The sequence below is a fragment of the Cytobacillus spongiae genome, assembly GCF_021390075.1.
In genome coordinates this window covers 1355847-1376597 of the sequence record NZ_CP089997.1, presented here as the reverse complement: position 1 = coordinate 1376597, position 20751 = coordinate 1355847, and the positions used below count along the sequence as shown (strand labels likewise).

The window sequence follows — 20751 nt, the reverse complement described above, 5'->3', positions numbered from 1 at the left end:
TGATACAATTAAATTGGCTTCCTTATGTAGGAGGCCATTTGTACATAATGTAACAACGTTCAAATTTGTTACGTCTACTATTTCAAATAAACTCTTTAGGAGGTTTTAGGATGAACACTATTAAGAATTTCCTCTTGATACTTGGCCTATTCTCTGTTGTATTAACTGGTTGCGGGACGAAAGAAGCGAATAATGAACAAACTAACGGCACGGAAGTAAAGGTAGAAGAAAACGATAAACAGGAAGAAGCTAAGGAAGAAACGGAAGATAACTCATCTGAAAACGAACCAATTGTTCGCATTTTAGAACAAAATATGACATATACAGTAAATGGGCAAACAAAAGAAGAAACAGCCTTTTTAAAGAATAGTGAGAACCAAAACTATTCCATGTATGTACTTCCTGATTACGAGTTAACAGCAGAAGAGCCTTACAAGGATTCCTTATACCTAACAGAAAACGATCGTATTTTTATGAGAATTGAATTACTTCCAGATGATATGGACTTGGAAAGTGCAAAAGACAATATGAATACCCAATTAGCTGCTGTAAATGAGAATGTATCGGAGCTCGAGCCTCCAACCGATGAGTTTTTTACTGACGCAATTGTTTATGAAGCAACAGATGGTCAAGATATTGTGACTGGTTACCTAGTCCAACACGATGACATTTCTCTTAAATTAACGATGTTTACATCTGTCGAAAATAACCATAAAGAGACATTTCTTCAAATGGCCAAAACCATCCTTCCAAAACAATAGCAAAATGAAAGGAGTAGACGAAATTAGATCGTCTGCTCCTTTCACAATTGTTTACAAAGCTCCAATTGCGATTGAAGCTACAGTAATTAAGCAACTAAACCGTTATTATCCCCTCAAGCTCATTTCTTCGACTTTTGCTATAAAAGAATTGTCTTTCGCTAACAAATATGAGTATACAGTAATGATTGAAATAGGTATTAACAAAATACTATAGGCAATATTTGCTGCTGTTCGCTCTGCAATAACTCCAAGAACTGGTGCACCTATAACAACTGAGCCTTGGTTAAATACCATCCTCCAGCTTGCCATTCTACCATGGAATCTTCCTTCAGTTGAAATTTGCTGAACCGTTTGAAAAAGCACTCGTATCCATGTCGTACCAGCACCGATTACCATTAATCCAACACCAGCGACAAAAATGTTTTGAGCAATGACCAATAAACAAATTCCTATACCCGAAAAAAATAATGCATATGTACCAAAACGTCCCCTAGTCCGCTTGATAAATTGGACCGCGATCATCCCTGCTAAAATACTTCCGATTGAAACCGATGCATCCAAAAGTCCGTATGTTCCGCTCCCTTTTTCTAAAAAAGAATACGTATAAACAGATAATAACCCTACAGTTGAATGTAACGTTAATTGACCTACAAACATAATGAAAAAAAGTTTGTATAATAACCGATTTCCCCTTAAATAATTTAATCCTTCCAAAAGATCTTGGAAAACATTTTGAACGAAAGGACCTCTTCTACTTACAGAATTAACCGGAAATGATGGGAGAAATATAAATAACAAACCAGCAACCAGAAATAAACATCCATTAAAGCTTAATGCAATAAATGGCGAGAGTATAGCAAGAAGGAACCCCCCTAATGATGCACCTAATAGCACGCCTGTCTCCCCTACCGCTCCTGCAAAACTATACACTTTAGTCAATTGATCATATGGAAAAATTTCAGCTGCAAATGCTTGAACAGATGGTCTAAAGAGTGATCCAGACAATTGAACCATCATGTGTAACCCAAAAAACATCCAAATTTTAATCCCAGTTAAACTCCATAACATTAAAAAAAGTCCAACAATTACTGTAATGAGCCATACAGATAGAATTGTTAGCTTCTTTCTTGAAAATCTGTCTACTATGACTCCAAAAAATAAATTCACTATTAAACCAGGTAAAAAACCGAGCCCTACAAAAATCCCTGTTAGTGCGGCATTTCCTGTTTCTTCAAATAAAAGCCAGGAAACAAGAATAAAGTGAAAACCTGTTCCAAATGAGGCTAATAACATTCCAATTAAATAAACTTGTAATCTTAGCTTTTCAGGGTTATTCATCGTTTTTTTCCTCTATCAACAATTAATGGTTTGTAATTACACCTCAATTTTATTCGACAAAATCCTTATTATTTCCTTTTTTCGTTAAATGGTTTCATCCACAGTAATACTATGAACACAATACTAATGTATCCAAACAGGGGATATAAATAGGCTAATAACGTACTATAATCAATTAAACTAATAAAAAATGTGACTACAAATATACTGCACACGGTCACAATACTAGGAATATTCACGTATTTTCTTATTTGTCTTTCAAGGCCAAACACATTCCCGATTACAGATGTGAAGATTTCCCCATAAATAACAATGACAAAAATCCAATAAAATCCAGATGCTAGATTTTTCATGACAACTGCCATCGGAATTTCATATACCTCTAGATTTGGCAGCATAATTAGAGTTATGTGACTAGATATTAAGATAATTGTTAGAAGGATTCCCCCAATGATTCCACCCCATTTGATGGTTTGATCATGTTTAATTTCTGTAGCAATTGGAACTAACACGGCTTGAGCTAGCGCTAAATTTAATGAAGTATATGAAAATGGTGCAATAACAGATTTCCAACCATCCTCTGCATACGGGATATACAATAATTGATCAATAAAATTCGGTAACTTTATAGAAAGGAACATCAGAAAGAAGCTAAACATTATCATTAAAGGAACGACGAACGTATTAACAGCAAACAATCCTTTTGTGCCAACAAACATAACGATAATCGCAAGTCCGATCGTCAAGAACACCCCAACAGATTTTGTCAGTCCTAGCTGTTCCTCAAAAACAGCTCCAGCTCCAGCTAACATAACTGCACATACTCCAAGAAGCATAAAAAGCATTAGAAAATTAATGGTCGTACCAAAGAACCTTCCGAATAAATGTTCATTAAATTCTTGATATGAAGTGGCACCAATATGTGCAGATATTCTCATAAGCTTAGAACCAAGAAATACCATTATATAACCGCTCATCAATATACTCACTAGTCCTATAAAACCAAAGCGAGTAAAAAATTCTACGATTTCTTTTCCTGTAGCAAACCCTGCACCAACTACTGTTCCAACATAAACAGCAGCAATTTGAAAGGCAGCGCCCCAGTTCGTTTTCATATCAATTCCTCCTTCCTTTTTCAATATATGTATAGTAGGACAAACAAAGACGAGCTTTTTTCCAAAGAAAAAATAGGAAGCACATCCAAAAACAAATTACTTGAAAGTCAAAAAAGGTCAAATTATAATAAAGTCAAAGATAGTCAAAGTCAAAAACTGACTGGAGGATAATGATATGCTTTGCGAAAAATGTAATGAACAACAAGCTACTATTTCATTGACACTTAAATTAAATGAACATAACCAGCAATCTATGCTTTGTGAGAGCTGCTATAGAGAGGAACGCCAAAAGATTGGTTCTACATTAGGAGGGCCATTCCATCACTCACAAGGCTTTGGGCCATTCCCTATGGAGGAGTTTTTTAAACAAATGAATCAGAAGCAGCAATCCCCCCATCATCAACCAAAGTCAACTAAAGGGGTGGATGGTTTTATCGGACAATATGGAAGAAACTTAACACAGATGGCAAGAGCAGGTCTGATAGACCCTGTAATAGGCCGAGATGATGAAATCAGTCGAGTAATTGAAATTCTAAATAGACGTGGTAAAAATAACCCTGTATTAATTGGTGAACCGGGTGTAGGAAAGACAGCCATTGCTGAAGGACTGGCATTGAAGATAGTTGAAGAAGAAGTTCCTAACAAATTAAAAGGGAAAGAAGTATACCTTCTTGATGTAGCATCACTAGTTGCCAATACAGGTATTCGTGGACAATTCGAAGAGAGAATGAAGGTTTTATTGAATGAATTACAGCAACGGAAAAACATCCTATTATTTGTAGATGAAATTCACTTATTAGTTGGTGCTGGATCTGCAGAAGGGTCAATGGATGCCGGAAATATCCTTAAGCCCGCCTTAGCAAGAGGAGAGCTTCAGCTAGTTGGAGCTACTACATTAAAAGAGTACAGAGCGATTGAAAAAGATGCAGCACTTGAAAGAAGATTCCAACCTGTCCAAGTTAAAGAGCCAACTATAGATCAAGCGTTCGAAATCCTAAAGGGATTAAGACAAAGATACGAGGATTTCCACCAAGTATCTTTCTCTGACGAGGTCCTTAAAGCATGTGTATCACTATCAAACAGATACATTCAAGATCGCTTTTTACCAGATAAAGCAATTGATCTCATGGATGAAGCTGGCTCAAAGGTGAATCTGTCATTAGCCACTCCATCTACTGAAGAGATTGGAGAACGGTTAAACGAACTTTCCAAACAGAAGGAAGCTGCCTTAAAAATTGAGAAGTATGAAGAAGCTGCAAAAATACGTGAAGAAGAATTGAAGCTAGAAAAGGTTCTACAAACAGGTTGCAAAACGAACCGTCCTTCGGTGCAAGTTGAACTGATTCAAGATATTGTTGAGAAAAAGACAGGGATTCCTGTAGGAAAGCTACAGACAGATGAACAGCATAAGCTGCAAAATCTTGAAAAAAATCTAGCAGCAAAAGTGATTGGACAAGAACAAGCTGTACAAAAGGTAGCCAAAGCGATTAGACGAAGTCGGGCAGGCCTAAAGTCAAAGCATCGCCCTATTGGTTCCTTCTTATTTGTCGGACCAACAGGCGTTGGAAAAACTGAATTAACAAAATCTCTCTCTAAGGAATTATTTGGATCAGAAGATGCCATGATTCGTTTAGATATGAGTGAATATATGGAGAAGCATGCAATATCAAAGTTAATCGGTTCTCCCCCTGGTTATATTGGACATGAAGAGGCTGGACAACTGACTGAAAAAGTGAGAAGAAATCCTTATAGTATCATTTTACTTGATGAAATTGAAAAAGCTCACCCCGATGTACAGCATATGTTCTTACAGATTCTCGAAGATGGTCGATTAACAGACAGCCAAGGCCGGACAGTAAGCTTTAAAGATACGGTTATTATCATGACTAGTAATGCTGGCATTGGTCATCGCACGCTACAGGTTGGCTTTGAGAAAAACAATGCACTAGAAGAATCAAGTATCCTTAAGGCCCTTGGAAACTTCTTTAAACCAGAATTTCTTAACCGTTTCGACAGCATCATTGAGTTTAAGTCATTAGAAAAGCCACATCTAATACAAATTATTGATTTATTGTTGAAAGAGTTAAATAACTCTTTATATGATAATGGGATCACATTGACTTACACAGATGATGTGAAAGAAAAACTAGCTGAATTAGGATATCATCCTAGCTTCGGCGCTCGCCCATTAAGAAGAGCTATTCAAGAGCATTTAGAGGATCCAGTTACTGATGTAATTATAGATGACCCTAATGCGAGAAACCTTCAAGCGACACTTCACAATGATCAAATTATTATTAAGAAAGCCTAAGGATATCTACTATTTACTAGAGACTATACACAAACTTGAAACTAGTATCGAGTTTGTGTATAGTCTTATTCTTTCTCATTAAAGGAAATGGCTCCACTAGCTACATAGTCGTATGGTGGAATTTAGAAAAAAAGAAATTCTTTTTAATTCGACAATTATTGACTTTTCCAGTGAAAATTAAACACCATTCCATGCTAACCTATGATATGATTTACTATAAGAAATGAAATATATGGAAGGTATAGTAGAATGGATAAATCTGCCCTTATTCAAAAGAGAAACCATTTATTAATTGGATTGTTTTGGTTTTTATATGTAGCTGATACCCTCTTCTATACAATCGTGGATCAGAATCTTGATTTGTTATGGCCACCGGTCGGTCTTATCCTTTGTATAGCGATTACCCTTCTGTATAAAAGGCTTGAACTACATCCTGTTCTAATAATGGTTCTTTTGATCAGTTCATTATATGCCTATTTATTTTATATTAATATACAGTACCCATATCTAATAAATTATATATTCTTAGTCTTTGGTGTTATTATATCTGCGTTCTACCAAAGTCTTTTTGCATTAGCTTGGTCAAGCAGTTTAGCAATCGCGTCCCTTCTATACTTTTCCGTCACAAATGGGGAACGAATTGTCTCTTTAATTGGAACGGAAGATTTCCCTTATTTTATTTTATTGACACTATTTACAACCATCGTTTTATTTTTCATGATAAAATACGCAAATGCTCTGTGGGAAAGAGCGTACCTTAAAGAACAAAAAGCAAAAGAAGATCTCCAATCTAAGCAATCCTTTATTGAGAGCTTCTTCAAAAATAGTAAAGACGCCATTGTCGTACTAGATTTAGACCTTACAATTATTGAACAAAATGACTCTTTCGTTGAAATGTTTCAATTATTCTCTAGTGAGAAAATCACTCAAATCATTACACTTGAAAACGGAGAATTAGGTGAAGCTTTGCAAAGAGCAAAACGAGGAAAAGGTTCTTCCAATGTTCCTTTAAAGTTATTCGAAAAGTTTATTGAAGCAACCATATCTCCTGTCTATAACCAAGAAGCTGAGATTTTTGCGATCTCAATGAGTGCCAGGGATCTTACTGAGAAGTTAAACCTAGAAGAATATGTAAGAAACTCTGAGAAATTAAAGGTAACAGGTGAAATTGCTGCTGGGATTGCTCATGAAATCCGGAATCCTTTAACCGTTATTTCTGGGTTCATACAAATGATGAATGAACAGGAGAAAGCGTTTGGACCATACTATCCTATTATCCAGTCAGAAATATCGCGAATGAACGCTATCATTAGTGAATTCCTCCTATTATCAAAGCCCAATAACGCTGAGCTTAGTCCAGTTAATGTATCAGAGCTTATCAATGAGGTCGTTCTTTTATATCAGTCACAAGCACACCTTAAAAATGTAGAAATCATTCAAATGATTGCCTTACAGAATGACATGATACTAGGTGAAGGAAATCAATTAAAACAAGTGTTAATCAATGTCTTTAAAAACGCGTTTGAAGCTTTACCAAACGGAGGTCAAATTCTGTTAACCTGCAGAAAAACAATTAACCAATATGTTTCTATTACTATTGAAGATACGGGAAATGGAATTCCAGAAGATGTTGTTCATAAGATTGGCACCCCATTCTTTACAACGAAATCAGCTGGGACTGGCTTAGGAATTATGATAAGTAAACAAATCATTGCCCACCATAAAGGAACGTTTACAATTGAAAACAGCCCAAACCGAGGAGTTAAAGTTGAAATTTTATTACCTCTTGTTCGAGCTTAAGTAATGAGGCTGAGACATAACTAAATGACTCCTTCTCAAAGACGAACAATGACTTGATTAAACTAGTTAGGTTGTAAAAACAAGTTCGTTCCACCTGCGCTGCAGACACTCGCTTTCCGCGGGGAGGAACATAAGCCTCCTCGCTAGGCTTTGGAGTTTCAGACTTTCCTCTATTTCCCTTAGTAGTTGAGTTCTTCTGCTCCATTCCACTATTTTTTCAAATTTGATTTCCGAACAAACAAAAATACCCGAACGAGTAAAAGGAGATAACTCCTTTTACTCGTTCGGATAGACCATTGACTGAAATACGTATATCCCAGCCTCTTTGTTTTATCCCACAAAACCCTCAACATTTTTTTTAATTTTCTACTTTTTGGTCAATACCAGTTACTATTCCAATTCAAATTAAAAATCACTGGAAATAAAATTCATTCTTCTTCGAAATCGAAATGTAACCATTTCTAGAGTATGTAATCAAAAAAATAAATCGTTCATTACAGTTTAAAAATGAAACTTTCTATTGTTTACATTAAAATATGAATATATTACAGAATAAAAAGCGAGGTATCATTATGAACTTTTTAACAAGGTTTAGTTTGAAGAATGCATTTGCCGTGTTTATCATCTCGTTCCTTTTGATTTTAGGCGGCTTATATTCATTCTCTAAGCTAAAAGTGGATCTTCTTCCAAACATAGAATTTCCACAGCTTTCAATTGAAGTCATATACCCTGGGGCATCCCCTCAGGATATTAATGAGCAAGTAACAACAGAGCTTGAAACGAAGTTAAAGGGCATTGAAGGCGTAAAAAAAATGCAGAGTTCTTCATTTGAAAGCATTGCTATTATCAATCTGGAATTCCCATTTAATACAGATATGGATGATGTGGAGCAACAAGTAAATGGATATATTAAAGATGCACAATTGCCTGATACTGTTCAAACAAAGGTGAACCGTTTTTCTTTTGGTACCTTTCCTATTTTTAACATTTCTTTATTTGCCAAAGGAGACACCAATCTTCAAGCATTACTTGACGATGATATCATTCCAGAGCTAAATAAGATTCAAGGAATTAATAGTGTGTCAGTTGGTGGAAAAACAGAAGAGCTTCTTCAAATCACCGTAGATAAAGAAAAAGCTGCAAACTTAGGATTATCTCTTAGTCAAATTCAAGAACAGATTAATCAAAAGCAATTATCCTTCCCTGCTGGAAACCTAGACGGGAAAGAATTAAAAATCCCAGTTCGTGTAGTTGAAAAAATTGATGTGATAAACGATTTAAAAGATCTAACGATCACTTCTAGTTTTAATCCATCTGCACCACCAGTCAAACTGAAGGATATTGCAAAAATTGAAGAAATCACAGAGAAAGCTGAAATCACCAGGTTTAATTTAACAGACTCTTTATCAATGGCCATTACGAAAAAACAAGATGCAAATACAGTAGAAGTAGCAGATAAAGTGTTAGAAACATTTGAAACCTACAGTGATCAATTAGATTATGCTATTGGTTTTGATTCTGCAGAAGGAATTGAGAAGTCTGTTGAAACCTTGGTTAAAGAAGGATTACTTGGAGCTTTATTTGCATCTGTTGCCGTACTGATATTCTTAAGGAATTTCAGAGCAACCATTATTGCAATTATTTCCATCCCACTCTCCTTACTTGTCTCATCGATTTTCTTAAATCAATTAGACATCTCCCTTAATATTATGACATTAGGGGGAATGGCCGTGGCTGTTGGTCGTGTAGTTGACGATAGTATTGTTGTAATAGAAAACATCTTCAGGCGAGTCCGAAAGACGAACTCAGGAATGTCAGATGAATTGATCCAAGATTCAACAAGGGAAATACTTAAGGCAATTACATCATCAACCATTACAACTGTTGTTGTGTTTTTACCTTTAGGATTTGTTGGTGGAATTACAGGAGAATTCTTCTTACCATTTGCCTTAACTATCGTATTTTCACTTTTGACTTCTTTAATCGTAGCCATCACAATTGTACCGATATTAGCAAAATTTTCTTTTAAGAAGGTTCCTAAAGAAGAAAAAGAAGATGGAATGCAAAGAGCTTATGGAAAAACCATTTATTGGGCTCTAAACCATAAGTTGCTTGTCTTAGTTCTTTCACTATTTACATTAGTTGGTTCAGTTGCACTTGTCCCTCAGCTAGGATTTACATTCATTCCAAATGAAGAACAAAAGCTTCTAGTTGCAAGTGTTGAACTTCCATCCTCTACATCTATCGAGCGTACGAATGAAGTCTCGTTAGAGCTTGAGGAAATGTTTGATCAACTAGATGAAATTAAGGAAGTAACAGCTGGGATCGGAAGTCGTGACTTCCAAACTGGATTAAAAAGACAAAACCAAGCGAACTATTTTATTAGCTTGAATGAAGATGTTAAAGTAGCCTCTTTCATTGAAGAGCTTCAAAAGGACATGGAGGAAATTACTTATAAGATCGAGCCAGATGCAAAACTTGGGATTCAAGAGCAATCAACAGGTGGTCCTCCTTCAAATAACAATGTAAATATCGATCTATACTCAACTGATCTCCAAGCATTGCAAGAAGCTTCAAAGAGTGTTGAAGAGTATATGTTAAAGCAAAAAGACCTGAAGTACGTATCAAATAACTTTTCAGAAAAGCAAAAGCAAGTTGTCGTAGAAATTGATTCAGAGAAGTCAGCTACATTTGGGGTTTCAGGATTCCAAATTTTAGGAACGATTAGTGATCAAACAAAGCCTGTGAACGTTGGAACATTAACATTAAATGAAGTAGACAGAAATGTTCAACTTTCCTATAACGAATCCGCTACTTCGGTAGAAGACTTAAAGTCTCTTACGATTTTCACAGCAAAAGGTCCTGTCCCAATTACTGACCTTGCAGAAATTCGAGAGGTTGATAATTTCACTTCCATCCAAAAGCTAGATGGTAAAGTGTTTGCTCAAATATCTGCACAAATTAACTCTAATGATATACGTACCGTAACAACAGAAGTAATTGATGGAGTTAAAAACGATGTAGAACTACCTGATAACGTTACATTCGAAGGTGGCGGTGGGAGTGATGAAACAGTCGAAACCTTCTATTCTCTAGGATTAGCTATGATTATCGCTATTGGACTTGTCTACCTAACCATGTTAATTACATTTGGGCAAGCAAGAATTCCATTTATTATCCTTTCATCTCTAATCTTTGTACCCATTGGTTCATTACTTGGCTTGTTCCTAGCTAAAGAACCGATGTCTGTTAGTGTAATGATTGGATTGCTTATGCTTATTGGTATTGTTACAACAAATGCGATCGTTTTGGTTGATCGCATTGGGCAAAATCGCGAGGAGAAGGAAATGAAGATACGCGAAGCCTTGATTGAAGCTGGAAAGACGCGCCTTCGCCCTATCCTTATGACTGCATTTGCGACAATAGCTGCTCTATTACCATTGGCATTTACGACCTCTTCAGGAACATTAATTTCCAAAGGGCTTGCTATTACCGTAATTGGGGGACTAACATCATCCACATTATTAACCCTTATACTAATACCGGTTATTTATGAGATGTTCTTCTTTAAGCAAGTGAAGAGAGAAAAATAAAAGCAAGGCCATTTGGCCTTGCTTTTATTTTTCTCTCAAATTACTTTACAAGCTCTTATCATTAACTGATTGTAACCAGCTTTCAATTTCACCTACGACGGACTCTACGCATCCCTCTTCAAATGGAGAGAGTAAGTTAGCCTCTTTTACAAGTTCTGTAAACGGAAGGCTGCCCCCTAGCTTACAAAGCTTCAAATAACTCTCCCAAGCCTTTTCTCGATTATCTCTTGAAATCTTCCAAAACTGGAAGGCACAGATTTGAGCAAGAGTATAATCAATATAATAGAATGGAGAATTATAAATATGACCTTGTCGTTGCCAAAAGCCTCCACCTTCTAAATATTCATTCCCATCATAATCTTTATGAGGAAGGTACTTTCTCTCAATATCTCTCCAGGCTTGCTTACGCTCTTTTGGAGTTGCTTTATAATTCTCATAGACCCAATGCTGATACTCGTCAACTGCTACCCCATACGGTAAAAACAATAATGCAGAGCTCAAGTGAGAAAATTTATATTTATCTGTATCTTCCTTAAAGAATAATTCCATCCATGGCCATGTGAGGAATTCCATACTCATTGAATGAATTTCTGCACCTTCATATGTTGGCCAATAGTATTCAGAAATATCAAAATGACTGCTAGAATATACTTGGAAGGCATGGCCAGCTTCATGAGTAAGCACGTCAATATCTCCAGAAGTACCATTAAAGTTAGAGAAAATATAAGGAGATTTATAGTTTTCTATTAACGTACAATAACCTCCACCAGCCTTGCCCTTTTTAGCAACTAAGTCCATCAAGTTATTCTCTCTCATATAAGAGAAGAACTCACCTGTTTCCTTTGAAAGCTCATTGTACATTTTTTGTCCGTTTTCAATAATCCAATCAGGATCACCCTTTGGAACAGGATTTCCACTCTTAAATACAAACCCTTCATCATAGTACTTTAGCTCTTCAACACCAATTCTCTCACGCTGACGCTCCTTTAGCTTCGTTGCAATTGGTACGATAAAATCCTTTACTTGATCCCTAAATTTAGCCACCATATCAGCATCATAATTAATCCGGCTCATTCGATAATAGCCAAGCTCGACAAAGTTCTTATATCCTAAAGCCTGAGCTATCTCCGTTCTTACCTTTACTAATTCATCATAAATTCGATCTAGCTCTTCCTCATTTTCAGCAAGGAAACCAAAACGAGCTTCATTTGCCTTTATTCTCATCTCTCGGTCAGTTGATTCCGCGAAAGGCTCCATTTGAGCTAATGTACGTTCTTCGCCTTCAAACATAATCTTTGCAGATGCCATCAATTTTGTATATTCGGTCGAAAGCTTATTCTCTTTTTGCAATAATGAAATGACCTCTGGCTTAAAGGACTTTAATTGAGCATCAGCTAATGCAAATAATTGCTTGCCCCATTTTTCTTCAAGTTCATTGCGGAATTCAGATTGCACTAATGCTTCATAATATTTTGTTACGAATGCATCGATTTGCGGCTCTATTTCATCCATATAATCTTGCTCCGCTTTGTAATATTCGTCATTCGTATCAATCGAATGGCGAATGTAACAAATATTGAACATTGTTCCTAAGTCATTTCGAATTGTGTTAATTTCTTGAATTGCTTCATTTTGTTCGTCAACTGATTTAGCTTGCTGAAACCGCTCAATCGCTGCATTGAAACGACTTTCAACTTCGCCCATATTTGGACGTACGTATGTATACTCTTCAAATTTCATTATGTGACTCCCCCTGTTCAAAAAATTCTAAATATAATCCAACATATTAATTCGACATACTTCAAAAAAAACCTCTAAATAAGGAAAAGATTTATCATATTGAGCATGGTAACCACATTTTAAAAGAGCTACTAATGACCATTTTATTAGACTGACAAACATAAAGCGGTTCATGATGAACCGCTTTATGTTAATACTTCCCTATTGATAGTCCAAGTTTCTTAAGGAGATCAATAGCCTCTCCTTTTTCTTCAAAATTTAATTCTGAAAGGAGCTCATCAATTTTCGCCTTATGTGAAGGAAATATTTCTTCCATATAGACTTTCCCTTTCTCTGTAAGTTGTGCATAAGTAACTCGCCGATCACTTGGGCATGCTACTCTTATCAACAACTCTTTTTGTTCAAGCTTGTCCACAACATACGTAATACTCCCGCTAGCCAGTAGAATTTTGCCACCAATTTGCTGTAGGGGCTGATCCCCTTTATGATAGAGTAATTCAAGAACCGCAAACTCAGTTGGGTTTAATCCATAAGATTGGATTAGCTTTGTGACATTTTCATTTACTGCACGAAAAGCACGTGAAAGTACAATATATAATTTTAACGATTGGTTTACTTCATTTTTATTTGACATCGAAAACATCCTTTTTAATTATCTTGAATTAAAAACATTATATTCCCGAATCAGAAGTAAGTCAATTTGCCTTATATACTCGCGTCCGTTTGCTAAATTCCAATAAAATCCTTTTAATGTTATAATAAAAGTTAATTCAAACTAAATAATTTTTTTGAAACTATTATGATTGTATCTTAACTGGATACAGATGATAAAATCTAACTCAATTAGGCAGCAAACCCCTTAAGTATAATGACCAAGTTTTTCGAAGGTAAAATTCAATTATGACAAAGTATATCAATAAGGTTAAAATTAACCACTTTTAAGAGGACTTTATATGAACAAATCGTTAAGAAACCTAATGTTATATGTTCTTATTGTGATTATTCCTAGCACAGTCATAAGCTTTTTATTTCTAGATATGCGCATGAAAAATAATCTAAAAGAAGAAAGTCATCGTACAGAATGGGTTGGTTCTATTCATAAAACCACTTGGAATGACTTAATTTCCGAAACTGTTACATCCCTAGATATGCTTTCTATTACGATTGAAACAGGTATAGACACATTGGAAGAAATTCAACCGCTTTTATCACAGGCACAAAAAACAGACCCTCGATATGGTGGCATTCATTTATTAAATTCAGATGGGGACTTGCTGACGGGCTCAAACAAACTTGTTATAGGCACAGACTTTTCAAAGTATTCCTATATTCAAGAAGTAATCGCAGCTAAAGACATCGTGATATCGAACCAACTAGAAACGTTAAACAATGGGCAAAGAGTAATTGGAATCGGATTTCCGGTAACGAATAACCATGAGCTCTCTTATATTTTATTAGCCCATATCCGTGTAGATTATATTCAAAATGTGATGAAAGTCCTTACACCAGATGATCAGCTTTATGTGATGAATGCCAAAGGTGATCCTATTATGGGCTTGAATACGCAAAATCAGGAAATTGAAGAGTCTGGAGAATGGTTATCTATCCCATTTGATATGATCCCTTGGAGCATGAGCATTAAAATTAATGGACAAGACAAAAAAGCTCTTTTTAAAGATTCAGCTGTTATCCTTGTTTTAATCGGTATATTTTTCCACATCTTTTTTTTATTCGTACTCTATATCCTATTAAAAAGAAGAGCGGCAATTGAAAAGAAACAGAATGAGATTCAAAAATTAGAGCTTGTCGGAACATTAGCTGCGAGTACGGCTCATGAAATCAGAAATCCACTTACTGGAATAAATGGGCTCATTCAGCTTCTAAGTGAAAAGTATACAGATCCACAAGACCAGTTTTACTTTACAGTTATTAATAAGGAGATTAACCGAATTAATGAGATTGTTGGAGAATTTTTAATTTTAGGTAAGCCAACAGCACAAAAAATGGAGAGTATTGACCTTCGAGATGTTCTAATGGAGTTAGATCCTTTAATTGCCTCCGAAGCTGCCTATTCTAGCATTACTTATAATAAAGCAATTCCACCATCACATGTGATGATTCTTTGTACAAAAGATCAAATGAAACAAGTAATATTGAATGTAACTAAAAATGCTTTTGAATCAATGAAGCCAAATGGCTCTTTAACAATTTCTTTAATAAAGTTAGAGAATACCTCTACCATCACAATAACGGATACAGGAATAGGAATCCCTAAAGCTGATATGGACAAGATCTTCAACCCATTCTATACTTCGAAAGAAACAGGAACTGGATTAGGACTTGTTGTTTGCAAACGAATTATCGAATCTTTTAATGGAGAGATATCGATTTCAAGCAAAGAAAATAACGGGACAAAAGTAACTATTACACTTCCCTTAGCAAAAGAGTAAGAGCATAGATGATTTCTATGCTCTTACTCTTTTGCTACTCTTATCTTCTAATGTTTACAATTACTTGTTCATTCTCAATTCTGTGCTTTATTTCCTTCATCATAATCGTTAGGTTTTGGCTTCGATCTTCAGGTGCTATTTTCTTATTTAAAACAGCATATAGAACGACATCTCTTAGCCTTAAAAGCAGCGGCAGTTCATTATTAAAGTTCGGTGACAATGTATACTCTTCATTATACCCCTTAAGAAAAGCGGACATAAATTTGCTTGCAAATTCACTCTTATCATCGACCTTCTTATATAATACAGAATAGTAGAGGGGGATAGCGATATCTGAGCTATACCAATGATAACCACAATCGTCAAAATCAAATACATAGATTTGATCATGATCAAGAAAGAAATTTCCTGTATGTACATCAGAATGAATCAAACCATAATTCCGATCATTTACAGGTAACCCCTTGAGTTCATGGATGAGCTTCTTCGTATTCTCTACTACAACTACTTCGTTAACAGGGATATGCTTATCTATATTCAATAGATCCTCTTCTACCCACTCTGGCCTTTTTTTAATTTGTTCAGCTGGAACATAATCCTTTGTCACTTTATGCATTGCACCAATTGTCTTTCCCCAAAGAAAAAATAAATCCTCATTAAATTCACTACTATTAATTGATACCATTGCTCCAGGGACTTTCGAGAACAGGCTAGCATAGAAAATGGAACCATCTTCTACTATTTTTGACTCAACAAATTTGGTTTGTCTTGAAGGATATGTTTGCGGAACATTCAATCCTTTATCATGTAAATACATCAACCAATCTAATTCGGATATAAGATCAGCTTCATCTCGATGGGTACTATGTGTTACCCTCATAACAAATGGCTGGTCGTCTTGATATACCTCAAAAACATAGTTTTCAAAATCACCCAGTTTTTTATAGTCTGACCTTAAACCAAATTGCTCGAAAAAATGACCTCTTACTTCAGCAGAAAACAAAACATCAACGCTTGCTTCCATCAAACTCCCCCCTTAATAAACAGAATTATACAACAATTAAGTGCGGACTGATAGATAATTCCAAGCGATTAATTTCTTATTTGCTGAAGCAATTCAACTTTCTCTTCTAAAGACAACAAATTTTCTGCCATTGGAAATAAAACTTTTTCTTCTTTTGCAAAATGATCAACTAAAATAAAGTATGCATTTTTAATTAGTTCGACATTCTCCATCATTTCTTCTTTTGAAAAAGGACGATCTTGCTTTGTATTTTCAATGAACTTACCAATACAGCCTTTTGCTTGATCATGTTCATATTCCATCACTGCAAGAGGGCCCATTTCCTTTCCTATATAAGCTTCCATCATTTTAAATAGAACCCCTTCCTCTCTTTCAGAATGAGGCTCTAGTTCATCTTTAAACAATAGAACATCATTGATGAGATGAGAAAATTGCTCTTGTTCAAATGCCCTTTCAATTGACTTACATCTTTTTAAGATTTCATCTAATTTATTTAATAAAGGTGGATGTTCGTCCTTCAATTGTTTAAGTCCCTCGCAAAGCTCTGGTGACTCTGCTCCAATCATACTACTAATACAGCTATGCATTTCCATCAGCAAAAGCCCCTTTCATCTTGTTAACTTCATTATAAAAGGGATAAAAGAAAGATGTTGTGATACTCATCACAAAGATAGAATATTAAAAATTCTAAAAACTTTAACAAGTTGAATGATTTTTCGTTCCTTTTAACACATATAATGAAAGGAGATGAAAGGAGTTGTAGATATGAATGATTTGAATTACCCGGATTTTTACCCAAAATCTTTGATTCCTATTGGTGGAAGTGATTACGAATTACTATTCCATGATGAAAATGAATCTGCCTTTTCTCATTGGCTAATTGCTCTTGAAAGTAAACGAAATGAGGACAATGAAACAGTGTACAGCTGGAGAGTGTTTGTATTTCCTGCGAATACTGATGAAGGTATTATTAGCAACAAACCAGTATACTATTCTGAGCTATATGATTGTATGGATACTGCCTTTGAACATGCCGATACCCTTGAAAAGTCCAGTTTAAATGACCAGTTATATAAAGAAACATTAAGCCAAAAAATTAGTTAATTCCTCTGTTATTCCTCAGTTCCCCTCAGGATTCCCCCTTCTTTTTCGACTCCTTTGTGAATTCTCATACAGATAGTGATTTTCCTACATAGTTAATAAATAATTCTTGGATTTTGTTAAATCTCTTACGAAACAGTATAAAAAAAGCACGGTAATGAGCTTTAACGACTTTTCATTCGTATGATACAATAACAATCAATACTATCAAGATTAGGTGATTTCATGAATGAAGATCAGAAGTTAGATACGAGTATAATCTATGATTATCAAGATTACCCAGATAAAGAAAGCGGTCGTTGCGACAATTGTGGATCAACACATTTTAATAGCTCTGTTAAAAATTATCAATTTCTAAGAAAATGCTCAAACTGCGGGTTAACCAAAAGCATATAATTTTCATTGAGTAAATGTGTCAGATTGAAGACAAAAGGGATTAACGAACTCTTTTGTCTTCTTATGAAGTAAACTATTGCTGAGATTTTGTAATTTCACCAAAAGCCCGCTTTCAGGTGAAGATCACCAAGTCTCCTCTGCAGCTCATGAAAGGACTTTTCTGTAGCACCGTTACCACATGAGACAAGCACCTTATGCTCCTTTCACCGAGCTAGGCTTTGGAAAAAGCTTTGGACGGTTCTTGAACATAAGTTCTTCACTTCACCTCTAAATGCAAACCTCTATTACCACAGTTATAGATAATTCACTACTTGGAGCAATCGTGCATGGCTCCTTGGTCAGGCTAGGGCATGACTAAGGAGCTGGATATCGAAGCACTTAACAACGATTGATTAATTTGATACTATCTTAAGCAACAAAAAAGCTAGTTCAAAAAATATTGAACTAGCCCTTACGCATTATGATTACGCTAACCTGAAAATGACACCATATCCGCCTTTCGGATATTCCCATTTAATATTTTGAGTAGGACATCCAATTCGGCAGCTTCCACACTCATGGCAACCTTCATATCCTACTTGCATTCGTTTCCCTTCCCATTTATATACTTCTCCTGGACAAAACAGGGTACAAAGCTTATCCGGACATTGGGTTAAGCAAATATCGTGATCTATTATCGTTAAATGAGACTTGTGATCCGCTTTAAAACGAACTAAATACTGTTTTTCTTCAATCGTTTTGGTCGACATTACTTCACCGCCTTCCAGGCACGATACATATCAGATAATACTTTTAAAGTACCTTTTTCACCTGTAACACTTTTCATGATTTGCTTTTGTTTATCTTTTTTAGGTGTGCCATCCACTGTGAAAAATTTACTAGCAGCTTGGTTCATCATAGGGATGTAATCTTTAAAATATTGCGGGTATTGTTCAAAGGTATGTGCAGCATTCTTATATTTTTCTAGATCCTTAATGATGAAGCTATTGTATAATGAATCTCGATAACTACTTAAACCAACTTCTGAAAAATCATTTCTGACTTTTGCTTTGACGATTGCTTCAGCCGCCATTTTTCCAGAACTCATCGCCATATTTGACCCTTCCCTGTGTATAGCATTGACGAGCTGTGCCGCATCTCCTATAACTAGTACTCCATTCCCTATCACCTTTGGTACGGAATGATATCCACCCTCAGGAATTAAATGAGCCAAATACTCAGCAGATTCGCCCCCAGATAATAGTGGCTTTACCATTGGGTGGTTTTTTAGATGATCTAAAAGATCGTAAGGCTTTAATTTAGCTTTCATCATGCTTGAAAGAGTAGTTCCCACTCCGATATTTAAGCTCTCTTTATTCGTATATAAAAAGGCGGTTCCCAAATTGCCTTTGGTTGAATCTCCAAAAATTTCTATTGTACATCCTTGGCCATCCTCTAAGTTAAAACGATCGTTAATTTTTTCTTTTGGAAGGTTAATTACTTCCATAACTGTAAGGGCTACCTCATCAGGTCGGAATTCTTTATGAAATCCTAATTTTTTTCCAAGTAATGAGTTGACACCATCAGCTAGCACTACTACATCTGCTAATACCTCTCCATCTGGTCGATCTGTCCGTACGCCAATCACTTTCCCATTTTCTACTAAACAATCGGTTACAACGGTTTCATTGATTAACAATACCCCTTCATTTACTCCTTTTTGAGCAAACCATTGATCAAATGGTGCTCTTAGAACAGTAAAGTTATTATAAGGCTCTCTCCCCCATTCCAACCCTTTATAGCTAAAATTCACTGTTGATTCCTTATCCATCATCCAAAAACGTTGCTCTACAATCGGTCTTTCAAGTGGTGCCTCTTTCCAAAAGTCTGGAATAATCTCCTCCAATTGCTTTCGATATAGGACACCGCCCATTACATTCTTACTTCCTGGATACTCTCCCCTTTCAATCTGTAACACTTTTAGACCATTTTTTGCACATGTAAAGGCACAGGCTGTACCTGCTGGTCCTGCTCCAACTACAATAACATCAAATTTCTCAGGCATAAGTCTTTTCACCGCCTTTTTCAATTAATGCACCTTTGAATTGTTCGATTAACATTGGCACTATTTGGATTGCGTCGCCTACAATTCCATAAGTAGCAACATCAAATATAGGAGCATTTCGGTCTTTATTTATGGCGATGATCATCTCAGAATTCTTCATTCCAACAACATGTTGAATGGCTCCTGAAACACCAATAGCAAAATAGATTTTTGGAGTAACCGTTTCACCAGTTTGACCTATTTGGAGCTCATGTTTAAGCCACCCTGCCTCAACAACGTCTCTTGTTCCCCCCACTGCTCCTCCAAGAGTATTCGCCAACTCCTGGATAAGCTCGAAAGATTTTGCATCCCCCATACCTTTTCCGCCGCAAACTACAATATGAGCATCAGCTAAATTAGATATTTTTGTTACATCCTTCACAATTTTAAGAACTTTTGTACGCATGCTTTCTTCAGAAAGGGAAATGGTTTCCTCTATTATTTTTCCTTGTTTTTGATCATCTCGTTCAAGAGCCTTCATCACCTTTGGTCGAACCGTGGCCATTTGAGGTCGATGCTTTTTACAAAGAATAGTAGCCATAATATTACCCCCAAATGCAGGTCGACTTGCTTCTAATAACCGTTTTTCAAGATCTATATCTAACATCGTTGTATCAGCTGTTAATCCAGTAGACAAATCCGTGGCCACTGCACTAGCTAAGTCTTTCCCATTTGGTGTCGCACCATAAAGAATAATCTCAGGCTTATATTTTTCTGCTAAAAAAATTAGGCCTTTCATAAAAGACTCTGTACGATAATCTTTTAATACTGGATGATCGATAAGATATACTTCATCCGCCCCATATGCAATAACCGTTTGACCGAGCGATTTAATATGATCACCTAAAAGAATTCCAGCTAATGGTACCTCTAGCTTATCGGCTAATTTTCTACCTGCTCCAAGCAGTTCAAGTGAAACATGTTCAATTTTTTCTTCTGATTGCTCGATAAATACCCATACTCCTTGGTATTCTGTTATCAATTAGATGCCCTCCCTTTTCTATTACTCATTCATCAGCTCTGAAGGATAATTTCTTGA

Annotated in this window: 16 protein-coding genes; 7 read left to right on the top strand and 9 right to left on the bottom strand. The window is 35.8% G+C overall.

Going from position 1 to position 20751, the window contains the following annotated elements; all coding sequences use genetic code 11:
* Window positions 1-110 precede the first annotated feature (110 nt).
* Window positions 111-761, top strand: coding sequence for a DUF8580 domain-containing lipoprotein (locus LS684_RS07035; protein WP_233810907.1), 651 nt, complete (start codon window positions 111-113; stop codon window positions 759-761).
* A gap of 105 nt (window positions 762-866) precedes the next feature.
* Here LS684_RS07035 and LS684_RS07030 read toward each other — a convergent pair whose 3' ends face one another.
* Window positions 867-2099 carry an MFS transporter gene (locus tag LS684_RS07030; protein ID WP_233810906.1) on the bottom strand — a complete coding sequence of 411 codons (1233 nt, stop codon included), beginning with the start codon at window positions 2097-2099 and terminating at the stop codon, window positions 867-869.
* Window positions 2100-2167: 68 nt separating this feature from the next.
* Window positions 2168-3214, bottom strand: coding sequence for a YkvI family membrane protein (locus LS684_RS07025; RefSeq protein ID WP_233810905.1), 1047 nt, complete (start codon window positions 3212-3214; stop codon window positions 2168-2170).
* Window positions 3215-3389: 175 nt separating this feature from the next.
* On the opposite strand from LS684_RS07025, the gene LS684_RS07020 reads away from it, so the two are divergent.
* The 3 genes from LS684_RS07020 to LS684_RS07010 all read left to right on the top strand — a co-directional run bounded on the left by LS684_RS07020 (window position 3390) and on the right by LS684_RS07010 (window position 10918).
* Window positions 3390-5525 carry an ATP-dependent Clp protease ATP-binding subunit gene (locus LS684_RS07020; protein ID WP_233810904.1) on the top strand — a complete coding sequence of 712 codons (2136 nt, stop codon included), beginning with the start codon at window positions 3390-3392 and terminating at the stop codon, window positions 5523-5525.
* 249 nt (window positions 5526-5774) lie between these two features.
* Window positions 5775-7325 (top strand): ATP-binding protein, encoded by a 1551-nt coding sequence (locus tag LS684_RS07015; RefSeq protein ID WP_233810903.1) that lies wholly within the window; start codon window positions 5775-5777, stop codon window positions 7323-7325.
* A 572-nt stretch (window positions 7326-7897) separates the two neighbouring features.
* Window positions 7898-10918 (top strand): efflux RND transporter permease subunit, encoded by a 3021-nt coding sequence (locus LS684_RS07010; protein WP_233810902.1) that lies wholly within the window; start codon window positions 7898-7900, stop codon window positions 10916-10918.
* Between the two features lie 45 nt (window positions 10919-10963).
* On the opposite strand, the gene LS684_RS07005 is transcribed toward LS684_RS07010, so the two are convergent.
* Complete coding sequence (locus tag LS684_RS07005) at window positions 10964-12658, bottom strand: M3 family oligoendopeptidase (RefSeq protein WP_233810901.1); 1695 nt, start codon at window positions 12656-12658, stop codon at window positions 10964-10966.
* A 190-nt stretch (window positions 12659-12848) separates the two neighbouring features.
* Window positions 12849-13292, bottom strand: coding sequence for a MarR family winged helix-turn-helix transcriptional regulator (locus LS684_RS07000; protein WP_233810900.1), 444 nt, complete (start codon window positions 13290-13292; stop codon window positions 12849-12851).
* Window positions 13293-13611: 319 nt separating this feature from the next.
* Between LS684_RS07000 and LS684_RS06995 the strand changes: the two genes are divergently transcribed.
* Window positions 13612-15108, top strand: a complete 1497-nt coding sequence (locus tag LS684_RS06995) for an ATP-binding protein (protein ID WP_233810899.1) — start codon at window positions 13612-13614, stop codon at window positions 15106-15108.
* 40 nt (window positions 15109-15148) lie between these two features.
* On the opposite strand, the gene LS684_RS06990 is transcribed toward LS684_RS06995, so the two are convergent.
* Together LS684_RS06990 and LS684_RS06985 are read right to left on the bottom strand one after the other, a co-directional pair.
* Window positions 15149-16132 (bottom strand): phosphotransferase enzyme family protein, encoded by a 984-nt coding sequence (locus tag LS684_RS06990; RefSeq protein WP_233810898.1) that lies wholly within the window; start codon window positions 16130-16132, stop codon window positions 15149-15151.
* 68 nt (window positions 16133-16200) lie between these two features.
* Window positions 16201-16725, bottom strand: a complete 525-nt coding sequence (locus LS684_RS06985) for a hemerythrin domain-containing protein (protein WP_233810897.1) — start codon at window positions 16723-16725, stop codon at window positions 16201-16203.
* Window positions 16726-16897: 172 nt separating this feature from the next.
* On the opposite strand from LS684_RS06985, the gene LS684_RS06980 reads away from it, so the two are divergent.
* Entirely contained in the window at window positions 16898-17236 is a 339-nt protein-coding gene (locus LS684_RS06980; RefSeq protein WP_233810896.1) for a hypothetical protein, read from the top strand.
* Between the two features lie 222 nt (window positions 17237-17458).
* A complete protein-coding gene (locus tag LS684_RS06975; RefSeq protein ID WP_233810895.1) occupies window positions 17459-17629 on the top strand; it encodes a DUF8096 family protein in 171 nt (56 codons plus the stop codon).
* A gap of 464 nt (window positions 17630-18093) precedes the next feature.
* Here the strand turns inward: LS684_RS06975 and LS684_RS06970 are convergent, their stop codons facing one another.
* From LS684_RS06970 to LS684_RS06960, 3 genes are read right to left on the bottom strand one after another with little or no spacing between them, the layout of a single operon-like run.
* Window positions 18094-18378, bottom strand: coding sequence for a ferredoxin family protein (locus LS684_RS06970; protein ID WP_233810894.1), 285 nt, complete (start codon window positions 18376-18378; stop codon window positions 18094-18096).
* Entirely contained in the window at window positions 18378-19673 is a 1296-nt protein-coding gene (locus LS684_RS06965; protein WP_233810893.1) for an FAD-dependent oxidoreductase, read from the bottom strand. Before LS684_RS06965 ends, LS684_RS06970 begins: the two co-directional genes overlap by 1 nt.
* A complete protein-coding gene (locus tag LS684_RS06960; RefSeq protein WP_233810892.1) occupies window positions 19666-20694 on the bottom strand; it encodes an electron transfer flavoprotein subunit alpha/FixB family protein in 1029 nt (342 codons plus the stop codon). Before LS684_RS06960 ends, LS684_RS06965 begins: the two co-directional genes overlap by 8 nt.
* Window positions 20695-20751: the final 57 nt, after the last annotated feature.

Coding starts and splice junctions, on each gene's coding strand:
- LS684_RS07005 (WP_233810901.1), bottom strand. CDS start 12,658: ATGAAATTTGAAGAGTATACATACGTACGTCCAAATATGGGCGAAGTT.
- LS684_RS06990 (WP_233810898.1), bottom strand. CDS start 16,132: ATGGAAGCAAGCGTTGATGTTTTGTTTTCTGCTGAAGTAAGAGGTCAT.
- LS684_RS07030 (WP_233810906.1), bottom strand. CDS start 2,099: ATGAATAACCCTGAAAAGCTAAGATTACAAGTTTATTTAATTGGAATG.
- LS684_RS07015 (WP_233810903.1), top strand. CDS start 5,775: ATGGATAAATCTGCCCTTATTCAAAAGAGAAACCATTTATTAATTGGA.
- LS684_RS07010 (WP_233810902.1), top strand. CDS start 7,898: ATGAACTTTTTAACAAGGTTTAGTTTGAAGAATGCATTTGCCGTGTTT.
- LS684_RS06995 (WP_233810899.1), top strand. CDS start 13,612: ATGAACAAATCGTTAAGAAACCTAATGTTATATGTTCTTATTGTGATT.
- LS684_RS07025 (WP_233810905.1), bottom strand. CDS start 3,214: ATGAAAACGAACTGGGGCGCTGCCTTTCAAATTGCTGCTGTTTATGTT.
- LS684_RS06970 (WP_233810894.1), bottom strand. CDS start 18,378: ATGTCGACCAAAACGATTGAAGAAAAACAGTATTTAGTTCGTTTTAAA.
- LS684_RS07020 (WP_233810904.1), top strand. CDS start 3,390: ATGCTTTGCGAAAAATGTAATGAACAACAAGCTACTATTTCATTGACA.
- LS684_RS07035 (WP_233810907.1), top strand. CDS start 111: ATGAACACTATTAAGAATTTCCTCTTGATACTTGGCCTATTCTCTGTT.
- LS684_RS07000 (WP_233810900.1), bottom strand. CDS start 13,292: ATGTCAAATAAAAATGAAGTAAACCAATCGTTAAAATTATATATTGTA.
- LS684_RS06975 (WP_233810895.1), top strand. CDS start 17,459: ATGAATGAAGATCAGAAGTTAGATACGAGTATAATCTATGATTATCAA.
- LS684_RS06965 (WP_233810893.1), bottom strand. CDS start 19,673: ATGCCTGAGAAATTTGATGTTATTGTAGTTGGAGCAGGACCAGCAGGT.
- LS684_RS06980 (WP_233810896.1), top strand. CDS start 16,898: ATGAATGATTTGAATTACCCGGATTTTTACCCAAAATCTTTGATTCCT.
- LS684_RS06985 (WP_233810897.1), bottom strand. CDS start 16,725: ATGGAAATGCATAGCTGTATTAGTAGTATGATTGGAGCAGAGTCACCA.